This window comes from Prevotella sp. oral taxon 313 (assembly GCF_003043935.1).
GTDB lineage: Bacteria > Bacteroidota > Bacteroidia > Bacteroidales > Bacteroidaceae > Prevotella > Prevotella jejuni.
In genome coordinates this window covers 2,900,833-2,917,140 of record NZ_PYXE01000001.1, presented here as the reverse complement: position 1 = coordinate 2,917,140, position 16,308 = coordinate 2,900,833, and the positions used below count along the sequence as shown (strand labels likewise).

The 16,308-nt window shown below is 42.4% G+C and carries 14 protein-coding genes; 8 read left to right on the top strand and 6 right to left on the bottom strand.

Annotated elements, in window-relative coordinates:
• Positions 1–208 precede the first annotated feature (208 nt).
• Entirely contained in the window at positions 209–973 is a 765-nt protein-coding gene (locus AXF23_RS11425; RefSeq protein WP_009012553.1) for a UDP-2,3-diacylglucosamine diphosphatase, read from the bottom strand.
• A 132-nt stretch (positions 974–1,105) separates the two neighbouring features.
• Positions 1,106–1,426 (bottom strand): metal-sulfur cluster assembly factor, encoded by a 321-nt coding sequence (locus tag AXF23_RS11420; RefSeq protein ID WP_107625376.1) that lies wholly within the window; start codon positions 1,424–1,426, stop codon positions 1,106–1,108.
• 59 nt (positions 1,427–1,485) lie between these two features.
• On the opposite strand from AXF23_RS11420, the gene AXF23_RS16130 reads away from it, so the two are divergent.
• The 4 genes from AXF23_RS16130 to AXF23_RS11400 all read left to right on the top strand — a co-directional run bounded on the left by AXF23_RS16130 (position 1,486) and on the right by AXF23_RS11400 (position 3,478).
• Positions 1,486–1,758, top strand: coding sequence for a hypothetical protein (locus AXF23_RS16130; RefSeq protein ID WP_199222213.1), 273 nt, complete (start codon positions 1,486–1,488; stop codon positions 1,756–1,758).
• 308 nt (positions 1,759–2,066) lie between these two features.
• The gene (locus AXF23_RS11410; RefSeq protein ID WP_107625375.1) at positions 2,067–2,660 is read left to right on the top strand and encodes a hypothetical protein; all 594 of its coding nucleotides are present in this window, start codon (positions 2,067–2,069) and stop codon (positions 2,658–2,660) included.
• A gap of 136 nt (positions 2,661–2,796) precedes the next feature.
• On the top strand, positions 2,797–3,288 hold the full coding sequence (locus AXF23_RS11405) for a hypothetical protein (protein ID WP_107625374.1): 492 nt from the start codon (positions 2,797–2,799) through the stop codon (positions 3,286–3,288).
• Positions 3,278–3,478 carry a helix-turn-helix transcriptional regulator gene (locus AXF23_RS11400; protein ID WP_009012559.1) on the top strand — a complete coding sequence of 67 codons (201 nt, stop codon included), beginning with the start codon at positions 3,278–3,280 and terminating at the stop codon, positions 3,476–3,478. The genes AXF23_RS11405 and AXF23_RS11400 overlap by 11 nt, the downstream gene beginning before the upstream one ends.
• 170 nt (positions 3,479–3,648) lie before the next feature.
• Here the strand turns inward: AXF23_RS11400 and ahpF are convergent, their stop codons facing one another.
• The 3 genes from ahpF to AXF23_RS15855 all read right to left on the bottom strand — a co-directional run bounded on the left by ahpF (position 3,649) and on the right by AXF23_RS15855 (position 6,424).
• Positions 3,649–5,202, bottom strand: coding sequence for an alkyl hydroperoxide reductase subunit F (gene ahpF / locus AXF23_RS11395; protein WP_107625373.1), 1,554 nt, complete (start codon positions 5,200–5,202; stop codon positions 3,649–3,651).
• A 115-nt stretch (positions 5,203–5,317) separates the two neighbouring features.
• Entirely contained in the window at positions 5,318–5,884 is a 567-nt protein-coding gene (gene ahpC, locus AXF23_RS11390; protein ID WP_089365394.1) for an alkyl hydroperoxide reductase subunit C, read from the bottom strand.
• Positions 5,885–6,094: 210 nt separating this feature from the next.
• Positions 6,095–6,424: a hypothetical protein gene (locus tag AXF23_RS15855; protein ID WP_146156741.1), complete on the bottom strand. Its 330-nt coding sequence runs from the start codon at positions 6,422–6,424 to the stop codon at positions 6,095–6,097.
• A gap of 23 nt (positions 6,425–6,447) precedes the next feature.
• Here AXF23_RS15855 and AXF23_RS11385 point away from each other — a divergent pair, with 23 nt between their 5' ends.
• The 4 genes from AXF23_RS11385 to AXF23_RS11365 all read left to right on the top strand — a co-directional run bounded on the left by AXF23_RS11385 (position 6,448) and on the right by AXF23_RS11365 (position 14,781).
• The gene (locus AXF23_RS11385; protein ID WP_107625372.1) at positions 6,448–7,350 is read left to right on the top strand and encodes a hydrogen peroxide-inducible genes activator; all 903 of its coding nucleotides are present in this window, start codon (positions 6,448–6,450) and stop codon (positions 7,348–7,350) included.
• Between the two features lie 209 nt (positions 7,351–7,559).
• Positions 7,560–8,459, top strand: coding sequence for an SPFH domain-containing protein (locus AXF23_RS11380; RefSeq protein ID WP_107625371.1), 900 nt, complete (start codon positions 7,560–7,562; stop codon positions 8,457–8,459).
• Between the two features lie 420 nt (positions 8,460–8,879).
• Positions 8,880–10,760: an IS1634 family transposase gene (locus AXF23_RS11370; protein ID WP_107625369.1), complete on the top strand. Its 1,881-nt coding sequence runs from the start codon at positions 8,880–8,882 to the stop codon at positions 10,758–10,760.
• A 1,378-nt stretch (positions 10,761–12,138) separates the two neighbouring features.
• Positions 12,139–14,781 carry a thiol protease/hemagglutinin PrtT gene (locus AXF23_RS11365; protein WP_107625368.1) on the top strand — a complete coding sequence of 881 codons (2,643 nt, stop codon included), beginning with the start codon at positions 12,139–12,141 and terminating at the stop codon, positions 14,779–14,781.
• 187 nt (positions 14,782–14,968) lie between these two features.
• Here AXF23_RS11365 and kbl read toward each other — a convergent pair whose 3' ends face one another.
• On the bottom strand, positions 14,969–16,156 hold the full coding sequence (kbl, locus tag AXF23_RS11360) for a glycine C-acetyltransferase (protein WP_107625367.1): 1,188 nt from the start codon (positions 16,154–16,156) through the stop codon (positions 14,969–14,971).
• Positions 16,157–16,308: the final 152 nt, after the last annotated feature.

Genomic DNA, 16,308 nt, shown 5'->3' with positions numbered 1-16,308 from the left:
TTTATTTTATATTATGAATGTCTTAAATCAAATCAAAGGCTGAACACCAGTCTTCTTCTCTATCGGTAATGGTTTAATGTCCATCCCTCTTAAAGACAATGCAAAGTTACGCTTTTGTTTGATAACCTCCAAATTCTTTTGCGAAAATTTATATTTTATACTCAAAATGGGTCCATTTGTCTTTACAAATAGGAAATTTTTACGTTTGTTAAGGCTTACTTTCACCCTCTACATACTCCTCTAAGAACATGTGTTCACCATCGAAGACGGCGTAAGTAAACTGCCATATCCAATCGCCAAGGATGAGCATACGCACTTTCCGCGACAGTGTGAGATCCAGTTCGATGTGGCGATGACCATAGATAAAGTAGTCTATATCCTTATGAGTAGCCATATACTTCTTCGTATATTGCACCAGATACTCCTTATCTTCGCCCAAGTAGGGTATTTCCTTCCCATCGACACGTTTCAATCTACTCTTCTTTGCCCAGTTAAGGCCCAACTGCATTCCCCACCAAGGGTGGAAGAAGTTAAGCAGTCGTTGACAGAAACGATTATGGAACACCTCCCGAAGAAAGCGAAACATTGGGTCTGGATCACCTAAGCCATCGCCATGTGCAAGATAGAACACCTTATCATAGATTTCCGTTGTCACTGGTTTGCGATGAAGGATGACACCACACTCCTCCTCTAAATAGCCGTAGGTCCATAGGTCATGATTACCTGTAAAGAAATGGACCTCCACTCCCATGTCCGTCAACTCAGACACTTTCCCAAGGAAGCGAGTAAATCCTTTGGGGACAACATACTTATACTCATTCCAAAAGTCGAACATATCTCCAAGGAGATAGACCGCAGCAGCCTTATGCTTAATGCTATCCAAGAAGCGTACAAGGCGGCGTTCGTGTGTTCGACGGTGGTCAATGGCAAGTGAACCAAGGTGGGCATCAGAAAGGAAATAGATATTTTTCATATCATTGGGAGGGTGAATGGGTGATGAAAGGTGGGTGATTTCGGAGGGAGTTCTGAGGTAGTACCTCAGAAGCAGGGACCGAGCTGGGGACGAGGGGGCACCTCTGGGCTAACGAAGAGGGAGCGAGGATGCTTATTCGAAACCTAATTCAACACGTGCCTCTTCTGACATCATACTCTGATCCCAGACCGGTTCAAACACAAGATTAATGTTTGCAGTCTTAACACCCTCGACACTCTCCACCTTTGTGCGCACATCTTCAAATATGAAGTCAGCTGCTGGGCAGGATGGAGAAGTAAAGGTCATATCCATATCAAGGTTACCCTCATCATCAAGATCAATCTTATAGATCATACCAAGGTCATAGATATTCACAGGAATCTCTGGGTCGTAAACAGTCTTCAACACGTCAACGATACTCTCTTCTATCTTTGTTTTCTCTTCTATTGTCATATCTTTTAATATCCTTTTAAGGTGAATTACTCTTTATAATGATAGTACACACGAGTGCTATGAAAGCTTGCTTTGACATTGCCGAGTGCCGCCTATCTTCTGCAAAGATAGTGCAAACGAGCGCAATGAAAGCTTGCTTTGACATTGCCGAGTGCCGACTATCTTCTGCAAAGATAGTGCAAACGAGTGCAATGAAAGCTTGCTTTGACATTGCCGAGTGCCGCCTATCTTCTGCAAAGATAGTAATTAAAAACAATAAACACAATAAATCCACATGGAAAGGTTCAGTCTTAAAGGCTGAAAATATCGTATTCCACGAATTATTTTCATGAAAAGAAATATTTATTGTCATGAAGAAAAATATTTTTTATCGTGAAAATAAATATTTCCGTTCATGAAAATAAACCCAAACTAAGTGATGAGTCGTATTAAGACAGGTCTAAACAAGACATTAATATGCCATGCCAACGAGGACAAAAGGGGGTGTAGATATTCCGCAAAGAGGGCAAGAAAAATCAACTAAGAGGGTCGTTTCAGGTTAAACAAAGTTACGATTACATTCCTCTCCACGAAAAACAATTACGAAAAAGGGTATATAAGAAAACTTTTATGTAAGTTTGCAAAAAACAAATAGATAGCTATGCGTAGACGAGTCGTACTTTTCCTCTTGCTATTACTACTCCCCTTGGCCTCACTTCAAGCCCAGGAGGTGCTGGTATGCGATGGCGTCTCACATTTCCCAATACGTGATGTTTTAGTCATTGCAGACGGTAAGAATATCGGACTAACCACATGGAAAGGGCTCATCACCCTACCCGATACCTTCCAAACAGCCAGCTTCAAAAAGAAAGGATACGCACCAGAGAAACTGTTACGCAATGAGGTTTTACGCGACACGGTGTTTCTCTATCCCGCAGAACATTACTTAGATGAAGTCATAGTGACAGGCAAACAGATTGTTGACGGACGTGAACTCTTAAAGAGAATGCCGAAGCGAGACATCTTAGAAAAGAAGCCAGCCCATTCCCTATTAGAGTTTGATGTTGGGCTTATGCTTGATAAACGATACCGTAGAGACCGTAAGCATGTTGAGAAGCTACGTGAAGTTTTCAAGAAAATGGACGGTTTAGAGGATAAGGAAGACCCTATCCTCAAGGCCTATCGACAGACACAACAGGAATTAAAAGCCGACTCTATTCAGAAAAAAAACGAAGAGAAAGAGCCCAAGAGATAGCTTTCAATGCAAATAAAGGTTAAATACAAGACTATTAAAGCAATCTTTTTGTATAGTTTACTTGACTTTTAGAAAGGTAAATATTACTTTTGTAGCGTGATAGAAATCTTTTCTTATTAATCAAAAAAGCTACTTTATGAAAGCAGACTACCTTTTACCCCACATCTTTAGGAAGATTGGTTGGATTATTTTCACCCCCTGTTGTGTCATGATCTTGGTTTCCTGGTTAGGTATCAACGACTGGTTTAATGATGACAGACTGAGTTTTATTACCTTACACATTGGGAACCTTAATTTCTTTGCGCCTGAACAAGAGGGTCGTTCTTTCTTTTATTTTGCACAGGAAGACATGTTCTCTGAACTTGTCTACTGTTTGACCTTTCTCTCTCTATATATGATAGCATTTTCAAAGAATATAGTTGAGGATGAATATGTTGAACATCTCCGCATGCGTTCATTAGTATGGGCATTGAAAGTAAACACGATTTTCTTTATTATCTTCACTTGGTTCTGCTTTGGTATGGTTTATATAACTTTATTAATGCTCTCAATGTTCAGCATATTCCTGCTGTTTCACTTCCGTTTTCTGTACGAACTACATAAAAGAAGAATAGGTAATGAAGAATAATATAAGAGTAGAACGAGCTATAAAACGTATGACTCAAGCGCAATTAGCAGAACTTATTGGAGTGTCCCGACAAACAATTGTCGCCATCGAAAGCGAGAAGTATGTTCCCTCAACAGTTCTCAGTCTGAAGATTGCACGTGTCTTCGATAAACGTGTAGATGATATTTTCGAACTTGAAGAGGGCGATTAAGAATTTATGTTTACCCCCTATAAGCGTCCTCGTATTGGTAATCATAATTATAACAGTAACTTTTCATTTTTGGAATAAACCATAAAAAAGCCCGATAGACAAGGTGAAGATAGTTCACACCTGCCTCATCGGGCTCAAAATATACTCAAGTTATGGAAAAGTTCTATTCGTTATATCAAACCACGGATACGGTCGTCAAAGGCTGAAAGGGCAGCCTTCGCACCTTCTCCCATAGCGATTGTAATCTGTTTGTAAGGCACCGTTGTAACGTCACCGGCAGCATATACGCCCCTTAGACTGGTTCGATTTGTTGCGTCAATGACAATCTCATTGCGAGGACTAACCTCCACCTCGTCTTTGAAAGCATCACTGTTTGGCGATAGACCAATCTGCACAAAGACACCATCCAAGGCTATATTACGCTCCTCGTCATTGGTACGATCCTTCACGGTAATGCCCGTTAGCTTCTTACCATCGCCCAAGAGAGCTGTTGTCTGAGTAGAGAGAAACACATCAACATTGGTCAAGCTGGCCACTTTCTGCTGTAGTACCTCATCGGCACGCATAGAGTCAGCAAACTCAAGGACGGTCACATGGCGGCAAATACCAGCCAAGTCAATGGCTGCTTCGATACCAGAATTACCGCCACCGATGACTGCTACGTCCTTACCCTTATAGAAAGGACCATCGCAATGAGGGCAGAAATGCTCGCCATGACCAATATATTTATCCTCATCAGGCAGCCCAAGTCGACGCCAGCTTGAACCTGTTGCAATCACAACAGCTGGTGCGGTAAAGGTTTCACCACCCCTTACAGAGACAGTCTTAACAGCCTCCTTTAGATTAGTTGCCACCACCTTACGGTTGTCGAAAACATCAATAGAATAATCATTGATATGTGTGCGGAGGTCAGCAGCAAGTTGTGTACCAGTTGTCTTAGTAACTGAAATAAGATTCTCGATACCCGTTGTGTCGTTTACCTGTCCTCCGATACGCTCTGCAACGATAGCTACACGCAAGCCTTTGCGGGCAGAATAGATAGCAGACGACGCTCCAGCAGGACCACCACCAAGTACGATAACATCATAATCACGTACGGTTTGCACGGAGTTAGCGTCATGGTCGGTACCAACCTTGTCTTCTAACTCTTGGAGAAGGACGCCGAGGTCGCCACGACCAGTGTGTAATGGTTCGCCATTGACGTACACTGACGGTACACCCTGTATGTTCAAACGTTGTATCTCATCCTGGTATAGCCCCCCATCAACCATCTCATTGCTGATATTAGGGTTGATAAGTGCCATTACGTTGAGTGCCTGAACAACGTCAGGGCAGTTGGTACAGGTGAGAGAAACGTAGGTCTGAAGGCGTATTTCACCCTTCAGTGCCTTGATACGAGCCGTTATCGCCTCATCAGGAAGGTTCTTACCCTGTCCATCAGCATTAAGTACAGCGAGGAGCAAGGAAGTGAACTCATGTCCGTTGGGTATGCCTCTGAAGCTGATACCAGTCTCCTCGCCATTACGAAGAATACTGAATGAGAACCGTTCTCCTTCTTGGTAAACGGCCTTAACCTTGTCGGAAGTAGAAGCGATGTCCTCTATGAAGGAAGAGAACTCGGCCGAGTTCTCGTCATTACTATTGCGTGTAACGCTAAGCGTTATATCAGATGAGAGCGAAGCAAAGACGCCCTTCACCTGTTCGAGTATGTTTGAATCTAACATGGGGCTTGTAAATTTCTCTATACATTATAAAGAATGGAGAGATAAAGTACGGTGACCTATCTCTCCATTATAACTACTATGACAGTCTTATGTCTGTTATTACAGATAATAAGTCTTAGAGCTTACCTACGAGGTCGATGCTTGGCTTCAAGGTCTCACCGCCCTGCTTCCACTTAGCTGGGCAAACCTCACCATCGTGAGAAGCCACGAAGAGAGCAGCCTCAACCTTACGTACCAACTCATCAGCATTACGACCAATGCTGTTGTCTTGTATTTCTGCAATCTTAACAAGGCCTTCTGGGTTTACAAGGAATGTACCACGATAAGCGACACCCTCGTCCTCTTTATAAACACCGAAGCCACGGCTCAATACGCCAGTTGGGTCAGCAAGCATAGTGTACTTAATCTTCTTGATTGTATCAGAGGCGTCATGCCATGCTTTATGTACGAAGTGAGTATCAGTACTAACTGAGAACACCTCTACACCAAGGCCCTTAAGCTGCTCATACTTATCAGCCAAATCCTCCAACTCCGTAGGACATACGAAGGTAAAGTCAGCTGGATAGAAGAAGAAGAGAGCCCATTTGCCCTCGATATCCTTGCTTGAAACGGTCTTAAACTGTCCGTCCTGGAATGCCTGAACGGTAAACTCTGGTGCGTGTGCATTGATAATTGGTTCCATATCTAACTTAATTCTATTTATGTGATTATACTTTTTTGTTTCGCAGTGCAAAGTTAGTATTTGTAATCATTACAGCCAATAGATAAAATCTATGTGCTGATTAATAAAATCTATCAAGCCCCACTCTGCTACTGATTATCAACAGGTTACACTCGAGTAAAAGCCGAATTAAAAGATTGATAGCCGCTGTTTTTTTGTGTTGGGTGGTAATTAGTAGGTGGTAGGTGATAGGTGGTAGGTGTTTATGAATACTGATTGAAAGGTGTTAAGTGATGGGTGATTATGAATACTGATAGATGGGTGATGGGTGATAGGTGATGGGTGTTCATGAATACTGAGAGATGAGTAGTGGATGACAAGGAATACTGGGAACAGGTGGTGAGGGATACTGATACGGAGCTTATATGGGGAGAAAACGATACTTATTAATGATGATGGAGGGGCGAAAGTAGTCACTATAAAAGATGAAAAAGCCGAGTATAAAGAATAAAAACACGATGAAGACACGGTTATTCGACTTTTTTTATCTATTTTTGTCATAGTCTATATATTGTATTAAAAGCATGACACTACAACAATTAGAATATGTAATGGCAGTTTATCGACTGAAACATTTCGCAAAGGCAGCCGATGATTGTAATGTTACACAGCCTACCCTTAGTTCGATGATACAGAAGTTAGAGGACGAATTAGGGGTTAAAATCTTTGATCGTAAGCGTCAACCAATACAGCCAACACAAGCGGGAATGAAGGTGATAGAGGAGGCGTGGAAGGTTCTTAACCGTGCAAAGAAACTCAGACAGACTATCGACGAGGAGCGACAGACCCTTACAGGCACCTTTGAAGTGGCTGTGCTTCCAACGATAGCACCTTATCTTATCCCCCGCTTCTTTCCCCAGTTGATGAATGAACACCCCGAGATGGATGTGAGAATCACGGAGATGAAGACCGAAGACATGCGCAAAGCACTTCGAAGGGGTACTATCGACGCTGGTATATTGGCACGTGTTGACGGCTTGGAAGAGATGAACTGTACATCACTCTACCGTGAACAGTTCTTTGCATACGTAGCAGAAGACGACCCACTGTACGTTAAAGAGTTTATTCGTCCAGCCGACTTGTCTGGTGAATACCTATGGTTACTCGATGAAGGACATTGTTTTCGTGACCAACTTGTGAAGTTCTGCCAGCTAAAGTCGGCCGCATTAAGTAAGAAGAGCTATAACTTAGGAAGCATAGAGACCTTCATGCGCATTGTAGAGAACGGCAAGGGAGTCACCTTCATACCGCAACTTGCACTCTCACAGCTCACCAAGGAGCAACACCGACTCGTACGTCCTTTTGCGCACCCAGTGCCCTCTCGTGAGATTATCCTTATGACTTCGCCTAATTTCATACGTCATACACTACTCCGAATGCTCGTTGACAGAATAAAAGAGTCACTCCCTGATGACATGCAAGACTAATGTTTTAGTAGCTTCACCTAAGTGATAACGCACGCAGGAAACGATAAGTCCCAGTTACATCCACCGTATCTGGGGCTTTTTCTATCCCTCAAAAAGCACAGAAAAATAAGTGATAAGCTCCATAAATATTTGTGACATATTATTATTTTCACTATCTTTGCAATCATTAGAAAGTATATTATACAAGCAACATAACAAAGTCTATCTATATGAATCCTAATCAAAGACAAAACAGTCAACAGCGTTTAAATTCTAACCTCTCTAACTTCTTTAACATGAATAATTCTAAGAAACTGTTAATCCCAGTAGCCCTTATTGCCACAGCCTGCGCGCTTAGCCTCGTATTCTTCACTTTCGTAAACCCTTCATACGACCAAGAAGCAGCATTGAAGATGAAGCCTATCTTCTTTGGTAGCACACGTGTCTCTGACGAACCAGTCAATTCTATCACACTCGTAGCGCCAACGACGTCGGCTGTCTACTTCAATATACTACCGCAGAAGATGCAGTTTCAGTTTGACGACCTACTCTCAAACGATAATACTCCACTTGATGTCAATATGTATATGATTATTCAAGTGAAGAAGGGACAGACCCCCGACTTACTAAGAAACTATGGTGAGAACTGGTTTGAGAACTTTATTGAACCCTATTTCCGCAATAAGGTACGTGAGTATGTGTCATCTTGTTCGCCATTCGACTTGATGAGTAATCGTGAAGTTCTTGCTAAGTTCGACGACCGCATTAAGCAGTCTATGCGCCAGTATGTAGCTTCCTTGTCACGAAAAGCCAATTTCCCTGTTGACATCCAACAGGTGATTACCGACCGTGTGATGCCTAACAAGGAGCAGTTAGAGGAGATGAACAAGACTGCTGCAAGTATTCAAGCCAAGCAAACACAGGAGAAAAGAGCCGAGATGGAGCTGGCACGTGCCAAGGCCGAGCGTAATAAAGCGGTGGCCGACAAGGCTTACATGACCGAGCTGAACCTCTCGCCAGCACAGTTCATACAGTTACGTGCATGGGATGTCATCGAGAAGAAGAATGGAGCTAACATTGACGTTCTCTTCGGAGGAGGTGAGACACCGATGTGGAACATCCGCCGATAGGCTACGTCTTCACCGATTGTAAATAAAATAAGAACGCTTAGACCTATGACAAACGGTGAAATCTATCTTTTGGTACTTTCCATCCAACTTTTTATATTGGTAGTTATCTTCTTTGTTGGACGGCTTGTACTCAACCCTCCAAAGAGCCTTATAAATAGCTTTATTATAGTTGATGGTTACCTGTATCCCCGTTTTCAACAGGGCCATATCGCACTGATTAAGCCTCCTCAACCTATCTGTATAAAAGATATTGTTAGCCCAAGTTTAACTGGCAAAATTATTTTTCATAAATTTTCGGGATATTTTGTGTAGTATCAATTTGATAAATGATTGATAATCAAGTATAGGTTATTGTAACGAGGAGTAAAATCTGATTTGTAGGACACAGTCATATCAAAATTATTTTGTTACTTTGCACTCATGCACGCAAATGTACAGACACGATTCAACCCTGCCACAGGCGACATGGCTCCTTATTATCGCATCAAGGAGTCATATCGTGACGTGCAGGGTCATGTACATTCGCTAATTCTGTTGAACATCGGGTTCGAACCTTCACTTACTGCTGTACAGGTTCGAAAAATTGCATACGCTCTTACCGAACGCTTCAAAACCAGAAGTACACCCTCGCTTTTCAAGGAACATCTTGACGGTCTTACTCCTATTGAACAGGCAAAGGCTGACGAATGGTGGAGCCGTATGGAGAAAGAAGGTGGAATCGATCGGTTTAATAAGGAAGAACAGAAGTCGCTGAGAAAATATGAGAACTACATTGACCTTGAGACGGCAAGCTATACTGACGCAAGGAATGTTGGTGCAGAGTGGCTCTGCAAGCAGACAATAGACAAGCTGCAGTTAGAGGGTTTTCTGCGCAAAAACGGGTGGACGGAAAATGCGATACACACGGCTTTGTCAGCATTGATTGTTCGCACGGTATATGCTGTTTCTGAACGTTCATCTTATTATTATTTGCGCGATAACTCGGCTGCCGCTGAACTTTATAGTGGAGTTCCTGGCTGGACACCAGGAATCAATTCTCTGTATAAAATCACTGACAAGTTATATGAACTAAAGGAACAGTTAGAGTGTCATTTGTGCAGCGTTACTGACGATCTCTTTAATATAGATAACAAGTTGATGCTCTTCGACTTAACCAACTTCTATTTCGAGGATAGTAAGCGTAATAGCGATAAAGCCAAGTTCGGTCGTTCAAAAGAAAAACGCTCTGACTGTAAGCTACTTGTACTTGCATTATGTATCAATAAAGAAGGTTTTATACGTAATTCTTCTATCTTAGAGGGTAATACAGTAGATCCCAAGTCTCTACCCAATATGATTGATACGCTGGCAAAGAGAAATCCATCACGAACCAAGGATACGCTCGTTGTCATGGATGCAGGTGTTGCCACGGAAGAGAACTTGGAGCTAATAAAGAAAAAGGGTTACAATTATCTCTGCGTATCCCGTACGAAAATGAAAGACTATACGCTCAGTGATGATAATAAGAGTGTTACGGTAATAGATGCCCGTCAGCAGAAGATAACGCTGAAAGAGGTTAAGACAGAGGATGATAAGGATTATTATCTCGAAATAACATCTCCTTCGAAAGCTATGACAGAGTCGTCCATGAACAGGGTTTGGAGAGAGCGTTTTGAGATGGAACTGCAGAGGATAAACGAAGGAATCTCCAAGAAAGGTGGGACAAAAACCTATGAAAAGGTTGTTGAACGTACAGGACGTACCATACAGAAGTACCCATCTATAGCGAAGTTCTACCAGATAAGCTACATAAAAAATAAGAAGAAACCCAATCAGATGCTACGTGTAGACTGGGAGATAAAAGACCTATCGGCAATGGAAACTGGTCACGGAGTCTATTTCCTCCGCAGCAATGTCAGGACACTTTCTGAGCGTGTGACATGGGAATACTACAATCTCATTCGTGAGATAGAATGTACGAACAGACAACTAAAGAATGATCTCAACCTCCGTCCTATTTATCATCAGAAAGATGAGCGAAGCGATGCACACCTCTTCTTCGGTTTATTAGCCTACTGGGTGGTAAACACTATCCGTTGTCAATTAAAACGGGAAGGAGAATCCTCTTACTGGACCGAGATAGTACGACGTATGAGCACCCAAAAGCTTGTCACCACAAAAGGGAAGAATCCATTAGGTGAAACCATCGAGATGCGCCAATGTAGTAGTCCTTCGAAGCAAGCAAAACAGATATACGATAAGTTGAACTTAAAACACTCACCATTCAAAAAGAATAAAATTTGTAGGACACAGAGCCCATAAGAAAAACGAAAAAAGCACGGTGACAGTTAGATTAGGCGAAAGTGGGTGTTAAACTTGGGTTAGGATAAAGCTTAATCAGAGCATATATTTCAATGGCGCCTTTTCTGTTGTCGTGGATATAAAGGATGGGAGACGTGTCACGCTCTTCATCGGTGGAATCTCTCCAAGTCGAGAACTTCAACGACTTCGAGAAGAACTTTTGGCAAGTGAGTTTGACGGAGAAATCTATTGAAATCACGCTCATGAATGTTGGGTGAGGGGTGTTGAGTGATGGGTGTTAATGGTTTGCTTTGTGGGTGATGAGTGTTGACTATTAGGTGATGATGGTTTGCTTTGTGGGTGATGGGTGTTGAGTGATGGGTGTTAATGGTTTGCTTTGTGGGTGATGAGTGTTGACTGTTAGGTGATGATGAAATGTTCGTCTAAGAGAAGATATTCTGCTTGAGTGATAGGTGTTGGGAGTTGTATATTGATAGATGAAGAAGTGCGCATCTGAGGGAACTTTTTAATAAATAAGATTACAGCAATCTTTATCCTGTTAGGGGCTCCCCTCCTTCGGAGGGGTTGGGGGAGGTCCCTCCCTATTCAGGTCATGGAGAGAGATTCTCCCTTATCCTTTTGTAAATAAATTTCACCCTTCTCGATTCTAACACATGCCCTTCATGAGTGAAGAAGAGGCCCTTCTCCGTTCAAGAACAGGCCTTTCTTGAGGCAAGAAGACGCCCTTCTTGGAGCAAGAAAGGCGTCTTCTCCAACACTAATCATATCACACTGATTTATTGAGAGTTACAGACTATATGTAAGAAGATTACATCCCCCTATCTTGCGTGTATTTTTCAAGATGCACTGTAACGATTTTTCGCAACATAAAAGATATCGGCAAAAGCAATAGGATGTGTGCCTGCTCATAGAAAGGAGATAATTGAAACCCCACTCGAAAAGGCGGAGGAACCATACAACTTACGATAAAGAAAGGTCGATAGGACTGATGAGACAATAATTTTCCTGTCACTTCTGTCATCATAAACGACCGCCTAACTCATTAATTTACAGCATGGTTACACGAAGTGTTAAATATGACAGCAAACAAAAATAAAACTTTTTTTGGTATATAGAGCAATACATCTCTCCTTAAAACAGCAATCTTTTTTATCATTCTTATTACGGTCATCCATACCATACGACCAGAGATAAACAAACTGTGGAGGGTTGGTAAACTGATAATCTACAAACCCATACAAACCAAGGGACTGCCAGCAAGAACGCATATAAACTGAGTTTTAATCGCAAACAATGAATATTTCTCTTATTTCTAATTAAGATTAAGAAAAAATAATATACCTTTGTAGCCCATTAATCCAATTAGTATAAACCTGACATGATTAATTCTATATTTCAAATTAACTTTAGAAAGACGGTGTTTTCAGCACATAACAAACTATTGAAAAGAGGTTTTCTTGTTCTTACCCTCCTACTTTCAGCAACAGCAAACTATGCTGACAATGTTGATTTCAATACTGCACTGCGCATTGCGAGGACGTATGTAAACATTAGTAAGAAAGCCGCCAAGAACCTAAAAACACGTGCTGCAGCAACGACAACACAACAGCCTTACTACGTCTTCAATGATGATACGGGCAAAGGATTTGTAGTTGTTGCAGGCGACGACAAGATGGGTGAGGTGTTAGCTTATAGTCATGAGGCATCTATCGACATGGCCAACCTCAATCCCGAAGCACGTTATCTCTTTGATACCTATCGGCAGGTGTATGAGGAATTGGGCAAGAACAAGGGGCTTACCACACGTGCAAAAACAGCTACAAAGGCGACTGATGATGTGCAGCCTATGCTGAAAAGCAAGTGGGGACAGGACTATCCCTATAGCAAACAGACGCAATATGTAACGGGATGTGTGGCTACTGCGGTTGCACAAGTGATGTATTACCATAAATGGCCAGCACAAGGAAAGGGACAAGAGAGCTATAAAGTGACGTTTGATAACACCGTTCGGTCAGCCGATTTCACAAAGTCACACTACGACTGGGACAATATGTTGCCCGATTATAACCGTAGGAACGTTACTACAAAGCAGGAAGATGCAGTGGCATTGTTGATGAACGACGTGGGTATTGCAACCAATATGCAATACACGGATAGGGTAAGTGGTACGCAGAGCTATATGGCTGAGCGTGCTTTGCGCAATTACTTCGACTATGATGCGGCGTTGGTAACAAGAGCAAACGAGGGTGTTGACAACTTTATTGAGATTGTAAAGAAAGAGCTCCGCAATGGTTTTCCACTCTACATATCCGGTGATTCGAAGACTGGAGGTGGTCATGCGTGGGTTTGCGATGGCTTTGATAAGGAGGATAAGTTCCACATGAACTTTGGATGGAATGGTCAGGCAAATGGCTATTACTCACTTGCTACCTTGGATGTAAAGTCTACAGGTAGTGAGTTTAATGGTGCACAGCATAGCTTTAACAAACGTATTCATGTCATTGCGATACATCCTAACAAACCTAATACACCGAAGATTGATGATGATATAGCGTATCAGTCGCCTACTATCAAGTTTAACAACGATGGTATGATGGCGTTCGTAGGAGATGCTCCTACCACTACATCCGATGCAGCAAAGGTGATGTTTACTGGGTTTGTCAACTATGCTAATGCTGTTCTCGTGGGCGACATCGGTTTAGGAATCTATGACCAAGAGGGGAAACTGGTAAAAGTAACACCATACGGACAGGACGGAAGGAAGATATTCAGCAAAGAGCGATTTGTCTTCAACGATGGTGAGTGGATTTCTGGAGGTGTGGTTAATGATAAGGTGACCTTCACCCCCGACTTTAAGGCATTGCCTGATGGCACCTATTCACTCTGTCCTATTGCAGCACGAATGCTTGAAGATAGCACGTTAGGCGCCTGGGCAAGAATGAAGACTGCCCCTCATATCGTGATGAAGGTGGAGAACAGTAAGATAACCTACTTAGAGCTGCCAACAGAAGAGCCAGCCTTCCTGCTCACAACCGAGCCTAAGTTAGACAACAAAGTGATGTTAGGTGAGCCGAATGTGCTACGTCTAAACATCCGCAAGTTGGATGCTAATATCTTCTATGGAACCGTAAAGGCTGAACTAATTAACAATGAGAATAAGGTGGTATATACCACAGAGACCGCAGGAACAGTAGACTTTGATGCCTTCAACACAAAGCGTGTTAGACTGCCGTTCAACCTTCCTTACGACATAGCTTCTGGTACTTATCATTTGCGCACGACCATCACCAGTACCGACAACATAAGCTATCCAGTGCGTGAGGTGGCTTCACAAGAGCCTTATACACTCACAATTGAAGAAAAGAGTCAAGCTGGTATTTTCTCAAAAGCGACTGTTTATACGCAAGATAACGAGGAAGGAAGTGTCCCAATGGAGAACTTTGATGTATCAAAAAGTCCAACATTCAGAGTCGCATGTATTGCCACTCTTGCAGAGAACGTACATTACAAGGGTGGTCTGACGCTCTATCTTATCGATACTGTGACGGGTATGTCTATTCAAGTAACGAAGAATCCGCTACAAGTAGACCTCTCACAGGCTGATGATATGACAATAATAAACAGCGACTGGATTGACCCCAAGACTGAGAAACTCATCAATAACCGACGTTATCGAGTGGCATTGTTTGGTGTGGTAGATGGTAGGAATGTTGACTTATTACCATTTTCTACAACGTCACTTTACCTTTCCCTCATCAATGGACCGTATGACAAATATCCTGAGGGAGGAACAGATGGTGTGGAAGAATTGATCATCAAACCTACACTGCAGTTCGTTGACGGTCGCTTACACATACAGCAGCTGGGCTTGAAACGTGTGGAGGTATATGGTATGAATGGTATGTTAGTAGCAAGCAATAGTGTGAAGAATAGCAACAACCTTACCCTCTCCGTACCAAAGGGAACTTACGTGGTGCGCATCATCACACAAAGTGGTCGTTACACAAGCGTTATCCGATAAGATGTCACATCGTATTAGGCGTGTGTAACAGTATTGTGACACCTTCTTTATATATGCAACACACTTCTGATTTAAGGTTGAGAATAAATAAAAGGCTGAATTCCTATCATAGAGTTCAGCCTTTATTTTATATGTGTAGAGCTTGCCAAGCTGCGATAATGGCCGTTCTTGGCAGTGCTTACAAATTCTATTTCAATACACCAAGTTCCTTACCAATCTTGATGAAAGCATTAATACACTTGTCAAGTTGCTCATGATTATGACCTGCTGAGAGCTGAACACGGATACGAGCCTCGCCCTTTGGTACTACTGGATAATAGAAGCCAGTTACATAAATACCCTCCTCAAGGAGCTTAGCAGCGTAAACTTGAGACAACTTAGCGTCATAAAGCATCACAGCACAGATGGCACTCTGAGTTGGTTTGATGTCAAAACCAGCAGACATCATCTTGTCTCTAAAGTAGTTAACATTCTCTACAAGCTTATCATGAAGCTCATTACTCTCCTTTAACATCTTGAATACTTCAAGACTGGCACCGATGATACAAGGTGCAAGAGAGTTAGAGAAGAGGTATGGACGACTGCGCTGACGAAGCATGTCTATGATTTCCTTGCGACCAGTAGTAAATCCTCCAAGTGCACCACCAAAGGCTTTACCAAGTGTACCCGTGTAGATGTCCACACGATCGTATGTCTTGCAGAGCTCACTAACACCATGACCTGTCGCACCAACGACACCTGCTGAGTGAGACTCATCAACCATCACGAGTGCATCATACTTCTCTGCGAGGTCGCAAATCTTGTCAACTGGAGCAACGTTACCGTCCATAGAGAACACACCATCCGTTACGATGATACGGAAACGCTGTTCCTGTGCCTCTTGTAGACAACGCTCAAGGTCGGCCATGTCGGCATTTGCATAACGATAACGCTTCGCCTTACAAAGACGTACACCATCAATAATAGAGGCGTGGTTGAGGGCGTCGGAGATAATAGCATCCTGATCGGTGAGCAATGGTTCGAAGACTCCACCATTAGCATCAAAGCAAGCAGCATAAAGAATAGTGTCTTCTGTCTTGAAGTAGTCGGAGATAGCAGCCTCAAGCTCCTTGTGGCTGTCCTGCGTTCCACAGATAAAACGAACAGAGGACATACCGAATCCGCGTTTATCCATCATCTTCTTAGCACCATCTATCAGCCGAGGATGATTAGAAAGACCAAGATAGTTGTTAGCACAGAAGTTCAATACCTCTTTACCTTTAACCTCTATTGCCGCACTCTGAGGACTCTCAATGATTCTTTCCTCCTTGTAAAGTCCTGCTTCTTTAATCTCAGCAAGTGCGTTACTGAGATGTTCCTTCATCTTACCGTACATAACATTAGATTTTATTTAATAGTTAGCAAAGTAACTGATAAAAAACGAGAAAAAGGCCGTTAAGGAGTTTTTTTTTACGTGATGACTTAAATTTTTAATAATTTTAATACCTTATAGTGGTGTAATCAACAAAAAATATGCTTACTTTGCAC

What these genes read in the sequence shown, in the direction of transcription:
- AXF23_RS11420 (WP_107625376.1), bottom strand. Translation starts at nt 1,426, where the DNA reads ATGACAATAGAAGAGAAAACAAAGATAGAAGAGAGTATCGTTGACGTG.
- AXF23_RS11365 (WP_107625368.1), top strand. Translation starts at nt 12,139, where the DNA reads ATGATTAATTCTATATTTCAAATTAACTTTAGAAAGACGGTGTTTTCA.
- AXF23_RS11385 (WP_107625372.1), top strand. Translation starts at nt 6,448, where the DNA reads ATGACACTACAACAATTAGAATATGTAATGGCAGTTTATCGACTGAAA.
- ahpF (WP_107625373.1), bottom strand. Translation starts at nt 5,202, where the DNA reads ATGTTAGATTCAAACATACTCGAACAGGTGAAGGGCGTCTTTGCTTCG.
- AXF23_RS11410 (WP_107625375.1), top strand. Translation starts at nt 2,067, where the DNA reads ATGCGTAGACGAGTCGTACTTTTCCTCTTGCTATTACTACTCCCCTTG.
- AXF23_RS11400 (WP_009012559.1), top strand. Translation starts at nt 3,278, where the DNA reads ATGAAGAATAATATAAGAGTAGAACGAGCTATAAAACGTATGACTCAA.
- AXF23_RS15855 (WP_146156741.1), bottom strand. Translation starts at nt 6,424, where the DNA reads ATGACAAAAATAGATAAAAAAAGTCGAATAACCGTGTCTTCATCGTGT.
- kbl (WP_107625367.1), bottom strand. Translation starts at nt 16,156, where the DNA reads ATGTACGGTAAGATGAAGGAACATCTCAGTAACGCACTTGCTGAGATT.
- AXF23_RS11405 (WP_107625374.1), top strand. Translation starts at nt 2,797, where the DNA reads ATGAAAGCAGACTACCTTTTACCCCACATCTTTAGGAAGATTGGTTGG.
- AXF23_RS11370 (WP_107625369.1), top strand. Translation starts at nt 8,880, where the DNA reads ATGCACGCAAATGTACAGACACGATTCAACCCTGCCACAGGCGACATG.
- AXF23_RS11380 (WP_107625371.1), top strand. Translation starts at nt 7,560, where the DNA reads ATGAATCCTAATCAAAGACAAAACAGTCAACAGCGTTTAAATTCTAAC.
- ahpC (WP_089365394.1), bottom strand. Translation starts at nt 5,884, where the DNA reads ATGGAACCAATTATCAATGCACACGCACCAGAGTTTACCGTTCAGGCA.
- AXF23_RS11425 (WP_009012553.1), bottom strand. Translation starts at nt 973, where the DNA reads ATGAAAAATATCTATTTCCTTTCTGATGCCCACCTTGGTTCACTTGCC.
- AXF23_RS16130 (WP_199222213.1), top strand. Translation starts at nt 1,486, where the DNA reads ATGAAAGCTTGCTTTGACATTGCCGAGTGCCGCCTATCTTCTGCAAAG.